Source organism: Mesorhizobium sp. M7A.F.Ca.CA.002.15.2.1, assembly GCF_003998715.1.
GTDB lineage: Bacteria > Pseudomonadota > Alphaproteobacteria > Rhizobiales > Rhizobiaceae > Mesorhizobium > Mesorhizobium ciceri.
In genome coordinates, this window is the sequence record NZ_RZPI01000070.1 from 1 (window position 1) to 12,995 (window position 12,995).

At 63.8% G+C, this 12,995-nt stretch carries 14 protein-coding genes; 9 read left to right on the forward strand and 5 right to left on the reverse strand.

The window, feature by feature from the left end; all coding sequences use genetic code 11:
* From ENZ74_RS06795 to ENZ74_RS06835, 9 genes are all read left to right on the forward strand, one after another.
* The coding region (locus ENZ74_RS06795; RefSeq protein WP_206522262.1) for an acetamidase/formamidase family protein at positions 1-531 on the forward strand (531 nt) is incomplete at its 5' end.
* A gap of 46 nt (positions 532-577) precedes the next feature.
* The gene (locus tag ENZ74_RS06800; protein ID WP_063169704.1) at positions 578-2,341 is read left to right on the forward strand and encodes an ABC transporter ATP-binding protein; all 1,764 of its coding nucleotides are present in this window, start codon (positions 578-580) and stop codon (positions 2,339-2,341) included.
* 206 nt (positions 2,342-2,547) lie between these two features.
* Positions 2,548-3,756 (forward strand): ABC transporter substrate-binding protein, encoded by a 1,209-nt coding sequence (locus tag ENZ74_RS06805; RefSeq protein ID WP_013528530.1) that lies wholly within the window; start codon positions 2,548-2,550, stop codon positions 3,754-3,756.
* Between the two features lie 12 nt (positions 3,757-3,768).
* Complete coding sequence (locus ENZ74_RS06810) at positions 3,769-4,548, forward strand: ABC transporter ATP-binding protein (protein ID WP_063169705.1); 780 nt, start codon at positions 3,769-3,771, stop codon at positions 4,546-4,548.
* Positions 4,541-5,251, forward strand: coding sequence for an ABC transporter ATP-binding protein (locus ENZ74_RS06815; protein WP_013528528.1), 711 nt, complete (start codon positions 4,541-4,543; stop codon positions 5,249-5,251). Before ENZ74_RS06810 ends, ENZ74_RS06815 begins: the two co-directional genes overlap by 8 nt.
* 7 nt (positions 5,252-5,258) lie before the next feature.
* Positions 5,259-6,146, forward strand: coding sequence for a branched-chain amino acid ABC transporter permease (locus ENZ74_RS06820; protein ID WP_063170419.1), 888 nt, complete (start codon positions 5,259-5,261; stop codon positions 6,144-6,146).
* A gap of 22 nt (positions 6,147-6,168) precedes the next feature.
* The gene (locus ENZ74_RS06825; protein ID WP_024502115.1) at positions 6,169-7,140 is read left to right on the forward strand and encodes a branched-chain amino acid ABC transporter permease; all 972 of its coding nucleotides are present in this window, start codon (positions 6,169-6,171) and stop codon (positions 7,138-7,140) included.
* A gap of 98 nt (positions 7,141-7,238) precedes the next feature.
* A complete protein-coding gene (locus ENZ74_RS06830; protein WP_063169706.1) occupies positions 7,239-7,886 on the forward strand; it encodes a class I SAM-dependent methyltransferase in 648 nt (215 codons plus the stop codon).
* Positions 7,887-7,977: 91 nt separating this feature from the next.
* Complete coding sequence (locus tag ENZ74_RS06835) at positions 7,978-9,036, forward strand: aminopeptidase (protein ID WP_063169707.1); 1,059 nt, start codon at positions 7,978-7,980, stop codon at positions 9,034-9,036.
* Positions 9,037-9,118: 82 nt separating this feature from the next.
* Here the strand turns inward: ENZ74_RS06835 and ENZ74_RS06840 are convergent, their stop codons facing one another.
* The 5 genes from ENZ74_RS06840 to ENZ74_RS06860 form a co-directional block, all read right to left on the reverse strand.
* On the reverse strand, positions 9,119-9,352 hold the full coding sequence (locus ENZ74_RS06840; RefSeq protein ID WP_063169708.1) for a hypothetical protein: 234 nt from the start codon (positions 9,350-9,352) through the stop codon (positions 9,119-9,121).
* 104 nt (positions 9,353-9,456) lie between these two features.
* A complete protein-coding gene (locus ENZ74_RS06845) occupies positions 9,457-9,840 on the reverse strand; it encodes a VOC family protein (protein ID WP_082826717.1) in 384 nt (127 codons plus the stop codon).
* A 95-nt stretch (positions 9,841-9,935) separates the two neighbouring features.
* Positions 9,936-10,916, reverse strand: a complete 981-nt coding sequence (locus ENZ74_RS06850; RefSeq protein ID WP_013528521.1) for a 2-dehydropantoate 2-reductase — start codon at positions 10,914-10,916, stop codon at positions 9,936-9,938.
* A 2-nt stretch (positions 10,917-10,918) separates the two neighbouring features.
* On the reverse strand, positions 10,919-12,445 hold the full coding sequence (locus tag ENZ74_RS06855) for an acyl--CoA ligase (protein WP_063170421.1): 1,527 nt from the start codon (positions 12,443-12,445) through the stop codon (positions 10,919-10,921).
* An 88-nt stretch (positions 12,446-12,533) separates the two neighbouring features.
* Positions 12,534-12,995 (reverse strand): gamma-glutamyltransferase (locus ENZ74_RS06860; protein WP_206522263.1); only part of this gene is annotated, 462 nt, incomplete at its 5' end.

Here is a 12,995-nt window from a genome sequence, read left to right on the forward strand (position 1 = left end):
CCCTTCGCCGGCACCATAGGCAACGCGCTGGCGGAAAAGGGCCACCACTCGGTGGTGCCGCCAAGGCGCGTCGGCGGCAATCTCGACATCCGCGATCTCGCCGCCGGCACCACGCTCTATCTGCCGGTGGAAGTGGCGGGCGCGCTGTTTTCGGTCGGCGACACCCATGCCGCGCAAGGTGACGGCGAGGTCTGCGGCACGGCGATCGAAAGTCCGATGGACGTCGTGCTCAAGCTCGACCTGGTCAAGGATGCCAGGCTGAAGACGCCGCGCTTCACCACGCCAGGCCCGGTGACGCGCCATCTCGACGCCAAGGGCTATGAGGTGACGACCGGCATCGGTCCGGACCTGATGACCGGCGCCAGGGAAGCGGTTGCGCAGATGGTCGACCTGCTCGCCGGTCGTTATCACATCGACCCAGTCGAGGCCTATATGCTGGCCTCGGTCTGCGGCGATCTCCGCATCAGCGAGATCGTTGACATGCCGAACTGGGTGGTGTCGTTCTACTTTCCGCGCTGCGTGTTTGAATGAGGAGGGGGGGGTGCCGGAGTAAATCCCTCTCCGGGTCACGCGCGCAATGATCACCGCCAGCGAACCCATACTCGACATCGCCAACCTCTCCGTCAGCGTGCGCGGCGAGGAGGGCGAGCGCGAGGTCGTCTCCGACCTGTCGCTGACGTTGTCTCGTGGCGAGACGCTGTGCATTGCCGGTGAATCCGGCTCCGGCAAATCGATGACCGCTCTGGCCATCATGCAGCTTCTGCCGCAGCCTGCCGCCAGGATTTCATCCGGCAAGGTCCATCTCGGCGATACAGATCTGACGATTCTGGACGAGCGCCGGATGCGGCGCATTCGCGGCAACCGCATCGCCATGATCTTCCAGGAGCCGATGACCTCACTCAACCCGGTGCTGTCGATCGGCCGGCAGCTCACCGAATCCATCGAGGCGCATACCTCCCTGTCGCAGAGCGAGGCTCGCCAGCGTGCCATCGAGGCGCTGAAGGCGGTGCGCATTTCGGAAGCCGAAAGCCGGCTAAAGCAGTTTCCGCACGAACTGTCCGGCGGCATGCGCCAGCGGGTGATGATCGCCATGGCGCTGGCGCTCGAGCCGGACGTGCTGATCGCCGACGAGCCGACGACGGCGCTCGACGTCACCGTGCAAGGCGAGGTGCTGGAACTTTTGCGCGATCTGCAGCGCCAGCATGGCACCAGCGTCATCCTCATCACTCATGACATGGGCGTCGTCGCCGAAATGGCCGACCGCGTCATCATCATGCGGCATGGCCGCATGGTCGAAGAGGGAAAAACCGCTGACATTTTCGCCAGGCCGCAAGCCGGCTACACGCGCGAGCTGCTGGCCGCCGTGCCGCGCATCGGCAGCGGTATCGGTCGCCAGGAATCCAGGAGTGCCGAGACGGCAACGCCGGCCAATGTCGCTGACGTCAAGGACCTGCATGTCCGTTTCGACCTGCATGGCGGCTTCTTCGGCCGGGTCACTCGTTGCGTCCACGCCGTCGAAGGCGTCAGCTTCTCGATCGCGCCCAACGAGACGCTGGCGCTGGTCGGCGAATCCGGTTGTGGCAAGTCGACCACCGCCAAGGCGCTGGCCGGACTGGTGCCCTACAGCGGCGACATCGCCATTGGCGGCCGCAATCTGTCCGGCCTCGGCCGCGACGAGCGCAAGGCGGTGCGCCGCGACGTGCAGATGATTTTCCAGGACCCCTATGCCTCGTTGGACCCACGCATGCGTGTCGGCGACCTCGTCGCCGAGCCGCTGCTGATCCACGGTATCGCCTCGAAGGAAGAGCGCAGCGAGCGTGTCGCAGCGCTGTTCGAGCGCGTCGGCCTGTCGGCCGACCAGATGGAACTCTATCCGCATGAATTCTCCGGCGGCCAGCGCCAGCGCGTCTGCATTGCCCGCGCGCTTGCACTGCGGCCGAAGCTGATCATCGCCGACGAAAGCGTCTCGGCGCTCGACGTCTCGGTGCAGGCGCGCGTGCTCGATCTGTTGAAGGAATTGCAGCGCGAATTCGGCGTCGCCTATCTCTTCATCTCGCATGACATGGCGGTGGTCGAGAACATCTCCGACCGCGTCGCCGTCATGTATCTCGGCCAGATCGTCGAGATGGGCACCCGCGACCAGGTCTTTTCCAACCCGCGCCATCCCTACACCAGGCGCCTGATCGAAGCCGTGCCCGTGCCCGATCCCGCGCAGCGCAGAAGCCGCTTCGCGCGCCTCGACCAGGAAATCCCGAGCGCCACCCGCAGGATCGGCGAGGCGCCGCTGAAACTGGCGCTGAGGGATGTCGGCAACGGCCACCTCGTCGCCGCCGAGGGCTGAGCCGGCACTGCCGCCGGGCGGTTCACATGTTTGTGTCTCTATCTCTCGCCCAAGGCTCGCGTTGCGCCGCCAAACCGTATCGCTTCGAACACTAAATCCCTAACGGCCTCTTGCCCTCTGTCCCTATCTTCCTCATGTTCAATACCATTGCGATGATCGATCGTAGGAGGGTCGGTCGGATTCATCGCTATGGGAGGAAGTCAACCATGAAGGTAAGCCTTTTCGTTTCCGCGGCACTTCTCGCCGCATCCGCGATCCCCGCTTCGGCCGCCGAAATTTCCGACGGCAAGGTCAAGATCGGCATCCTCAACGACCAGTCGGGCGTCTACGCCGACTTCGGCGGCAAGTGGTCGGTCGAGGCGGCCAAGATGGCCGTTGAGGATTTCGGCGGCAAGGTGCAGGGAGCGCCGATAGAAATCATCAGCGCCGACCACCAGAACAAGCCGGATATCGCCTCCAACATCGCCCGGCAGTGGTACGACACCGAGCAAGTCGATGCCATCATGGAACTGACGACCTCTTCGGTAGCGCTCGCCGTCCAGGGGATTTCCAAGGAAAAGAAGAAGATCGACATCGTCACCGGCGCGGCGACCACGGAGCTGACCGGCAAACAGTGCTCGCCCTACGGCTTCCACTGGGCCTATGACACTCACTCGCAGGCGGTGGGTACCGGCGGCTCTCTCGTGCAGCAGGGCGGCGACAGCTGGTTCTTCGTCACCGTCGACTATGCATTCGGCTACTCGCTGAAGGATCAGACCACCAAGTTCGTCGAAAGCCATGGCGGCAAGGTGCTGGGCGAGGTGCGTTATCCCCTGGGATCGACCGATTATTCGTCCTTCCTGCTGCAGGCGCAATCGTCGGGCGCCAAGGTCATCGGCCTGGCCAATGCCGGCCTCGATACCTCCAACTCCATCAAGCAGGCGGCCGAATTCGGTATCGTGCAGGGCGGCCAGCGTCTTGCCGCACTCCTGTTCACGCTGGCCGAGGTGCATGGGCTTGGCCTTCAAGCGGCGCAGGGCGTCGTGCTGACCGAAGGCTATTACTGGGATCGCGACGACAAGAGCCGCGAATTCGGGCAGCGCTTTTTCAAGCGCACCAACCGCATGCCGAACATGATCCAGGCCGCGACCTATTCGGCGGTGACGCAGTATTTGAAGGCGATCGACAAAGCCGGCACGGACGAGACCGAAGCCGTCGCCAAGCAGCTGCATTCGATGCCTGTGGACGACGCGGTGATAACCAACGGCAAGGTGCAGGCGGACGGCAACATGGTTCACGACATGTACCTCTACCAGGTCAAGTCGCCAGCCGAGAGCACCAAGGATTGGGACTACTACAAATATCTCGCCACCATTCCAGGCAACGAGGCCTTCCTCAGCGAGAAGGAAAGCGGCTGTCCGACGGCCGGCCAGTGATCGGCGCGGCCGATGGCGCCGACTGACCTGGACGCGAACGAGCCGCGGGTTGTGCTTTCCGCCCGCGGGTTGCGACGCGACTTTGCCGGCTTCATCGCCGTCAAAAACGTCGATATCGATGTCCGCCATGGCAACATCCATGCCCTGATCGGACCCAACGGCGCCGGCAAGACGACCGTCTTCAACCTGCTCACCAAGTTCCTGGCGCCGACCAGCGGCAGGATCGAGCTGCTTGGCCACGACATCACCCGCACCTCGCCGGCCAGGGTTGCGCGGATGGGGCTGGTGCGCTCGTTCCAGATATCGGCGATTTTTCCGCACCTCAGCGTGCTCGACAATGTTCGCGTCGCGCTGCAGCGGCCGGGTGGTCTTGCCGTTCAATTCTGGCGCTCGCTCGCGGCGCTCGACCGGCTGACCCCGCGCGCCGAGGAATTGCTGCGCTCGGTTGGTCTCGACGACGCCAGGAACAGGCTCGCCGGCGATCTTTCCTATGGCAGAAAACGCGTGCTGGAGATCGCCACGACGCTCGCGCTCGATCCGAAAGTGCTGCTGCTGGACGAGCCGATGGCCGGCATGGGGCATGAGGACGTGGCCACGGTTTCCAGCCTCATCCGTTCGGTTGCCAGGGATCGCGCCGTGCTGATGGTCGAGCACAATCTGACCGTGGTGGCCGACCTTTGCGACTGGATAACGGTCATGCAGCGCGGCGAGGTGCTGGCCGCTGGCGACTACGCCACCGTTAGCCGCGACGAGCGCGTCAAGATCGCCTATATGGGCACCGCCGATGACTAGTGCCGCACCTCTGCTTGCCGTCACCGGCCTCAACGCCTGGTATGGCGAGGGCCATGCGCTGCACGGTGTCGATCTGGAAGTGTTTGCCGGCGAGACGGTCACGCTGCTCGGCCGCAATGGCGTCGGCAAGACGACGACGCTGCGCGCCATCATGGGGTTGATCCGCAAGCGGACCGGCCGGATCGCCTTCGACGGCAAGGACCTGATGCGGCTGCCGCTGCACCGCACCGCCCATCAAGGCATCGGCTTCGTGCCGGAGGAGCGCGGCATCTTCGCAACGCTGACCGTGGACGAGAATCTGGTTCTGCCGCCGGTCGTCGCGCAGGGCGGCATGAGCGTCGAGGAGATATTCGATCTGTTCCCCAATCTGAAGGAGCGGCGCAACAGTCCCGGCACCAGGCTGTCGGGCGGCGAACAGCAGATGCTGGCGATCGCGCGCATGCTGCGAACCGGCGTGAAGATGCTGCTCCTCGACGAACCGACGGAGGGGCTCGCTCCCGTCATCGTGCAGCGCATCGGCGCGTTGCTGGCGACGTTGAAAAAGCGCGGCATGACGATCCTGCTGGTCGAGCAGAACTTTCGCTTCGCCAGTCGTGTCGCCGACCGTTTCTATCTGATGGAGCACGGCAAGGTGGTGGCGGGGTTTCCGGTCGGCGAACTGCCGGACCGCATGGCGCAGCTCCACGAAGTCCTGGGTGTATGATGGCGCCATGACGATGATCTTCGGAATCCCGGTTCAGGCCTTCCTCGGCCAGTTGCTGGTCGGCCTGATCAACGGCTCGTTCTACGCCATGCTGAGCCTGGGCCTGGCTGTCATATTCGGCTTGCTGCGCGTCATCAATTTCGCCCATGGCGCCCAGTATATGTTCGGCGCCTTCGTCGGCTACCTGCTTCTCACCCATCTCGGCATCGGCTATTGGCCCGCTTTGATCCTTGTGCCGCTGATAGTTGGCATCTTCGGCGTCGTGGTCGAGCGCCTGGCGCTGTCGAGGCTGTACGATCTCGATCCGCTCTACGGGCTGCTCTTCACCTTCGGCCTCGCGCTCGTACTCGAAGGCATCTTCCGCTATTATTACGGCGTCTCGGGAAACCCCTACGCCGTGCCGCCGCTGCTTGCCGGCGGCACCAATCTCGGCTTCATGTTCCTGCCCAACTATCGCGGCTGGGTCGTGGTCGCCTCGCTGATCGTCTGCTTCGGCACCTGGGCGCTGATCGAGAAGACCAGGCTTGGATCCTATCTGCGCGCGGCAACCGAGAATCCCCGTCTCGTCCAGGCTTTCGGCGTCAACGTGCCGTTGCTGCTGACCCTCACCTACGGCCTTGGCTCCGCGCTGGCCGGGCTTGCCGGCATTCTGGCAGCACCGATCTATCAGGTGAGCCCGCTTATGGGATCGGACCTCATCATCGTCGTCTTCGCGGTGGTGGTGGTCGGCGGCATGGGATCGATCCTCGGTGCGATCGTCACCGGCTACATGCTTGGCCTCGCCGAGGGCCTGACCAAGGTCTTCTACCCCGAGGCCTCCAATCTCGTGGTCTTCGTCATCATGGCCATCGTGCTTCTGGTCCGGCCGGCTGGCCTGTTCGGAAGGGACGCTTGACATGTCGGAAGGGACATCTGACATGACCGAACTGACGCTTCGCGAGGCATCGGCCAAAACCTCGGCACGGCTGGAATGGATGCTGGTCGGGCTCGGCATCCTGGCGCTGCTGGTAGCGCCTTTCCTGATCTATCCGATCTTCCTGATGAAGATGCTGTGTTTCGCGCTGTTTGCCTGCGCGTTCAATCTTCTGCTCGGCTATACCGGGCTCTTATCGTTCGGCCACGCCACCTTCTTCGGCGGCGCCGCCTACTTCACCGCGCATGCCGTCAAGGTCTGGGGCTGGCCGCCGGAAGCCGGCATTCTGCTCGGCATGGCGGGTGCGGCCTTGCTCGGCCTTGTCATGGGCTTTTTCGCCATTCGCCGGCAAGGCATCTATTTCGCCATGATCACGCTGGCGCTGTCGCAGATGTTCTTCTTCTTCTGTGTGCAGTCGCCCTTCACGCAAGGCGAGGACGGCATTCAGGGCGTGCCGCGCGGCATGCTGCTTGGCGTCCTCGACCTGAACGTCTCGCTGAACATGTATTACTTCGTGCTGGCGGTGTTCCTGATCGGCGTCTTCGCCATCTGGCGCATCGTCAACTCGCCGTTCGGCATGATCCTGCGCTCGATCCGCGAGAACGAGAACCGCGCCATTTCGCTGGGCTATTCCGTCGCCAACTACAAGCTGGGCGCCTTCGTCATGTCGGCGGCCCTGGCCGGGCTGGCCGGCTCGCTCAAGGCGATCGTTTTCCAGTTCGCCACGCTCACCGACGTCACCTGGCAGATGTCGGGCGAAGTGATCCTGATGACGCTTCTCGGCGGCATCGGCACCATGGTCGGGCCGATCATCGGCGCCAGCCTTGTCATTGGCCTGGAAAACACGCTTGCCACTTCCGGCTTTCCGGTGACCATCGCCACCGGCCTCATCTTCATGGTGTGCGTGCTGATCTTCCGGCGCGGCATCGTCGGCGAATTTTATGCGCGGATTTTCAAGCGGGCGGGCAAGGACTGAGCAGTTCAAGCTGGCGGCTGAATACCTGACCGCTCGATTGTCCGGTTGCGTCCTAGTTCTGCCGGTAAGGAACTCGGAACCTGGGGGGCCGCACGCCAATGTTGGACAACTACGCGGTGGACGGGTTTGGCGTGATCCACCAGGTCGACTCCAAACCGATCAAGTATGACAAGCAGTACATTTCCTATTACGAGGACCTGAGTGACCGGACCATCAAGCTCGGATATCAGCGACTCGGCTGGGTGCTGGGGATCACTGGCGAGATCCCCCGGTCCGTGCTGGAGATTGGATATGGCACCGGCACATTCATCGAAGCCGCGAAAATAACCGGGGTCGCCGACTGCGCCGGCTGCGACATAACCAGGTTTCCGCTGCCCAAGGGCGTCCGCTTCGTCGATTGGGATGAGGCGCTCTCCAGCTCGTGGGATCTCGTCGCCATGTTCGATGTGCTTGAGCATATCCCGGATCTGGGTTTCCTCGCCCGGCTTAAGGCCCGCTACCTGGCCGTCGCCGTCCCTTATTGCCGCTGGCGCGAGCTCGGCGCCGACGGCGACGCCTGGTTCCGGACGTGGCGTATGCGTCTTCCCGACGAGCACCTCCACCACTTCGATCGTGACTCGCTGGTGGCATTCCTCGCACGCAGCGGCTTCGAATGCATGACGCTGAACTGCTTCGAGGACGGGATCAGACTGCGCCCTGGCGAAGTGGGTCCGAATATTCTGTCCGGATTCTTTAGAAAGCTATAGACCTCGATCAAATCGATGCGGCTGCTTGGGACCTGGGGCAATCGCGACAATCGCCCGATCGGTACGGGAGCACTGCTGTGGGCAAATCGTGATGCGCGCATTCTTTCGATTGGTTGCCGTTATGATCGTGGTGTCTGGCGCGACCGGCTGCACCAGTGTTTCCTATTACGCGCAATCCGTGCAGGGTCATCTGCGGATCATGACGGCGCGCCAGGATGTCGGAAAACTGATCGAGGACCCTTCGACGCCGAAGGCATTGCGCGCTCGAATGGCATCGGCGAGCGCCATACGACAGTTCGCAACGGATGAACTGGCGCTGCCCGACAACAGCAGCTACCGCAGCTATGTCGATATCGGCCGGGATTCGGTGACATGGGCCGTCTTCGCCGCGCCGGCATTCTCGCTGACGCCGCGAACATGGTGTTTTCCCGTTTTCGGCTGCGTGCCCTACCGGGGATATTTCTCCAGGAAGTCCGCAATTGAAACCGCTGCCGAACTTCAAGGACAGGGCATGGATGTCTATGTGACGGGCATCACCGCATATTCCACGCTTGGCTGGTCGAGTGACCCGCTGCTGAGCACGATGTTCAGCGAGGATAAAACCTATCTTGCAGGGCTGGTGTTCCATGAACTGGCCCACCAGCGCGTCTACGTGCACGACGATTCCGCATTCAACGAGTCGTTCGCTGTCGCCGTCGAAACGACCGGCGTGAGAAAATGGCTGCGCGCGGCTGGCGATACCGCCGCATTGCGCCGTTACGAAGCCGCCCGGAGGCGCAAAGCTGAATTTCTTGCGCTGGTGTCGCAAACACGGGACGAGTTGGCAAAAGTCTATTCCAACGCCGGAACCTCGGAGCAAAAACTGGCCGCAAAGACGGCGGCGATTGAACGGCTGCGGATGCGCTACCGACACATGCGCGACAGGCGCTGGGGCCGATACCGGGGATACGATGCCTGGTTCGCTTCCCCGATCAACAATGCAAAGCTCGCCGCGACTTCCGTCTATAGCGATCGGGTGACCGCGTTTCTGCGCCTGTTCGATCTGTGCTCGGGCGACTATGTCAGGTTCTATGCGTCGGTCCGACGGATTGGCGCACTGGACCAAGCTCACCGTGCCGAAGCCCTTGCGGCCGCAGATCGCTGTTATTGAGTCGGTCAAATGGGAGGGCCCGGAGCGTCGGAGAACATGCGTCCGAAACCAACCAATCACACGGTTGAGATCGCGCGCGGTTCTACTGGTCCGAAAACTTCACGCTCACGCCGCGTTGCCGAAAATAAGCCTGCATCAACTTGCGGCCCGAGCGGTTGTTCTGCGCCAGCTTGGTCGGATCGAACACCGCCTGTTTGATCCCCTCTCGCGTCAGCGCCGCCTTAAGCGCCGCGATATGTGTGTCGATGTCGGCATTGTCCGCCCGGAGCGAGGCATAGATGCTCTCGGTCGCCTCGGCCACGGTCAGTTCGCTCATTGGTGTCGTCCTTTGGTTAGTTGGGCGGCGCTTAGCACAGATTCGCGGTCCGCCGATACCGAGACCGTCAGTACAAAGCGCCCATCGTGAAATCGAACCGTTCCTTATGGGGCTTCGTAGAGTTCCAGCGGCAATCCATCCGGGTCCCTGAAAAAGGTAAACCGTTGGTCTGTGTATGGATCGATCCGGATTGGCTCGACGGCAACGCCTGCGGCTTCCAGGCGGATAATCACGGGATCAAGATTAGCCACCGCGAATGCCAGATGTCTCAGGCCTGTAGCCTCTGGGTGGGACGGCCGCGTCGCCGGTGCAGGGAAGGAGAACAATTCCAGTTGGGCCGACCCGATCCGCAGATCCGCCTTCCATGACTGCCGCTCCTCCCGATAAACCTCCCGGATCAGATCGAGGCCGAGGAGTTCGACGTAGAACCGTCGCGACCGGTCGTAGTCGGTGCAGATGAGCGCGACGTGGTGAATGGCGTTCAGCATGCTGCTAACCCTGGTCAAGCTGGGAGATGAGGCCAAGGCGCTTCAAGGCCTGGATCGTCGCGCCCTCGCCACGGTGCTGATCAACCCCGAGCCCATTATCCATAACACCCGCGTTCCACCGCCAGCCGCCGCACCAGCGCCAGCACGGCATCGATGGTCGGGGTCGGCTTGTCCGTTAGCCTGCCAAGTTCCTGCACCGCGCTCACCAGCGCGTCGATCTCCATCGGCCGGCCACGCTCCAGGTCCTGCAGCATCGAGGTCTTGTGCTCGCCGACATCGCCGGCGCCCTTGATGCGCCGGTCGACCGCGATGGGAAAACGCACGCCGAGGCTTTCGCCGATCGCCTGCGCCTCCAGCATCATGGTGCGGGCGAGCGTGCGGGTGCCCTCGTCGGCAACGATCGCGGCAAGCGTGCTGCCGGTCAGCGCCGAGATCGGGTTGAACGAAAGATTGCCCCACAGTTTTACCCAGATCTCGCTGCGGATGTCTTCGCGCACCGGCGCCTGCAAGCCGCCCTTGACCATCTCCTCGGCCAGAAGCGTGACCCGTTCGCTGCGCTCGCCCGAGGGTTCGCCGAGCGAGAAGCGTTTGCCCTCGACATGGCGGATGAGCCCCGGCGCATCGACCTCGACCGCGGGATAGACGACCGAGCCGATGACGCGGTCCGGTCCAATCCGCTGCCAGATCGCGCCGCCGGGATCGACCGCGTTCAGCCTGGTGCCTTCGAGCGGCCCGCCGACGCCGTGGAAATACCACCACGGCACGCCGTTCTGCATGGTGACGACTGATGTGTGGTCCCCAAGCAGCGGTGCGATCTGGTCGAGCGCCGGGGTGAGGGAATGGGCCTTCAGCGCCAGCACGACATAATCCTGCACGCCAAGTTCCTCGGCCTTGGCGGCGGCCCGGACGGGGACGGACGTCTCCTGGCCATCCTCGATCAGGCGCAGGCCATCTGCCTTGATCGCTTCCAGATGGGCGCCGCGCGCGACGATCGAGAGATCGGTGCGGCCGGCGGCGGCAAGCTTGGCAGCGAGATAGCCGCCGATCGCACCGGCGCCGAAGATGGTGATCTTCATCGTCAAAGCCCGAGTTTGGCGGCAAGGCCGATGCGCTGCAATTTGCCGGTCGCGCCCTTGGGGATCTCGTCCAGGATCAGGATCTTGCGCGGCACTTTGAAGTCGGCAAGCCGCGTCGCGGCATAGGTGCGGATGTCGCTCTCAGCGGCGCTGATGCCTTCGCGCAGCACAACCGCCGCCGCCACCTCCTCGCCAAGCTTGTCATGCGGCATGGCGAAGGTGACGACCTGTGCCACCGCCGGATGGTCCATCAGCACATCGTCGACCTCGAGTGGCGAGATCTTTTCGCCGCCGCGATTGATGATCTCCTTGAGCCGACCGGTGACCCTGAGATAGCCGTCCCCGTCCAGCACGCCCTGGTCGCCGGTGTGGAACCAGCCATGCGCGAAAGCCGTGGCGTTGGCATCCGGGTTCTTTTCGTAGCCCGTCGTGACATTGGGCCCGCGGATGACGATCTCGCCGGACTCGCCTGCATCGAGCAGCCGCCCGTCGGGCGCCATCACAGCCACCTCCGGCCCGGCGGAGGCACCAACGCTGCCGGGCTTGCGCTGGCCCGGCGGCAGCCGGTTCGAGGCCATCTGGTGAGCCGCCTCGGTCATCCCGTAGGATTCGATCACTGGGCAGCCGAAGGTCGCTTCCAGCTCAGTCATTACCTGCGCCGGCAGCGACGCCGAGGACGAGCGGATGAAGCGCAGGCGCGCCGCCGCCAGCGCCTCGGTGTTGCGTGCCGCGCGGGCCAGGATCGCCTGATGCATGGTCGGCACCGCCGTGTACCAGCTCGGCTGCGCCTCGCTCAGCCACTGGAAGAAGCGCAGCGCGTTGAAACCCGGCGTGCAGTAGATGCTGCCGCCGGCAGCCAGCGACGACAGCACGGCCGCGATCAGGCCGTGAATGTGGAACAGCGGCATGATATTGAGGCAACGGTCATCGGCCGTCAGGCCAAGCGTGCCGCCGATATGAGCTGCCGAGGCCGCGATGTTGGCATGGCTGAGCGGCACCAGTTTTGGACGCGATGTCGTGCCGGAGGTATGCAGCAGCAGCGCAATGTCGCTGTCTTGCGCCATGTCGGGCGCGGCCTTCGGTCCGATCGCCGCGCCCTCGATAGCAAAACTGCCGGCCGGTGTGCCGGGCTGCACGACGAGCCGCAGCACGCCGATGCCGAGGCGTTCGGCCACCGTCACCGCGGGGCCGGTCTCACCCTCCGCGACGAGGATCGCCTTGGCGCCGATGTCGGTCAGGTAGAAATCGAGCTCGTCGGCCCGGTAGGCGGGGTTGAGCGGCGCCGTAGAGGCGGCGGCCGCCACGGCGACGAAGGCGGTGGCCATCTCGGGCCCGTTCGGCAGCACGATCGCCACCCTGTCGCCGCGGCCGATGCCGCGCGCATGCAGCTGTTTTGCCGTGTCGGCGATCATGCTGCGCAATCCGCCATGGCTGAGCGTTGCCCTGTCGGGCGCCAGAATGGCGGGGGCGTCGTCGGCGCCGGCGGCGAGACGGCGGGAGAGATCTGCGTGGGTTTCAGTTTGGGTCATGATCACCGGCTGGATTTCGAACGATTACTGGCGAGAGCCCTTCTGACGGGCTTGCCTCGATATGGGCGCCATTGGACAACGGATCACCTCAATAGCCAAGCGCCAAACCATCCTTGCGCGGATCGGAAGCGCCGGTCAGCGTCCCCTTCTCCCAGTCGATCAGCACCACCTGCCCCCCGCCAAGCGGATGATGCGGTTCGGCGATGCGGTGGCCGCGCCGGCGCAGGCCCTCGGTTGCATCAGTGGGAACGCCACGCTCGGCTTCCACTGTGTCATCGTTGTAAAACACCCTCGGCGCATCCAGTGCCTGCTGCGGGTCCATGCCGAAATCGATCATGTTGGTGAGCAGGTGGACATGGCCAAACGGCTGGTAACCGCCGCCCATGACGCCGAACGGCATCACCACGCGGCCGTTCTTCGTCGCCATGCCCGGCATGATCGTGTGCATCGGCCGCTTGCCCGGCGCGATCGCGTTCGGATGCGCCGGGTCGAGGCGGAAGCTCGAACCACGGTTCTGCAGCACGATACCGGTCTTCGGGCCGACGACGCC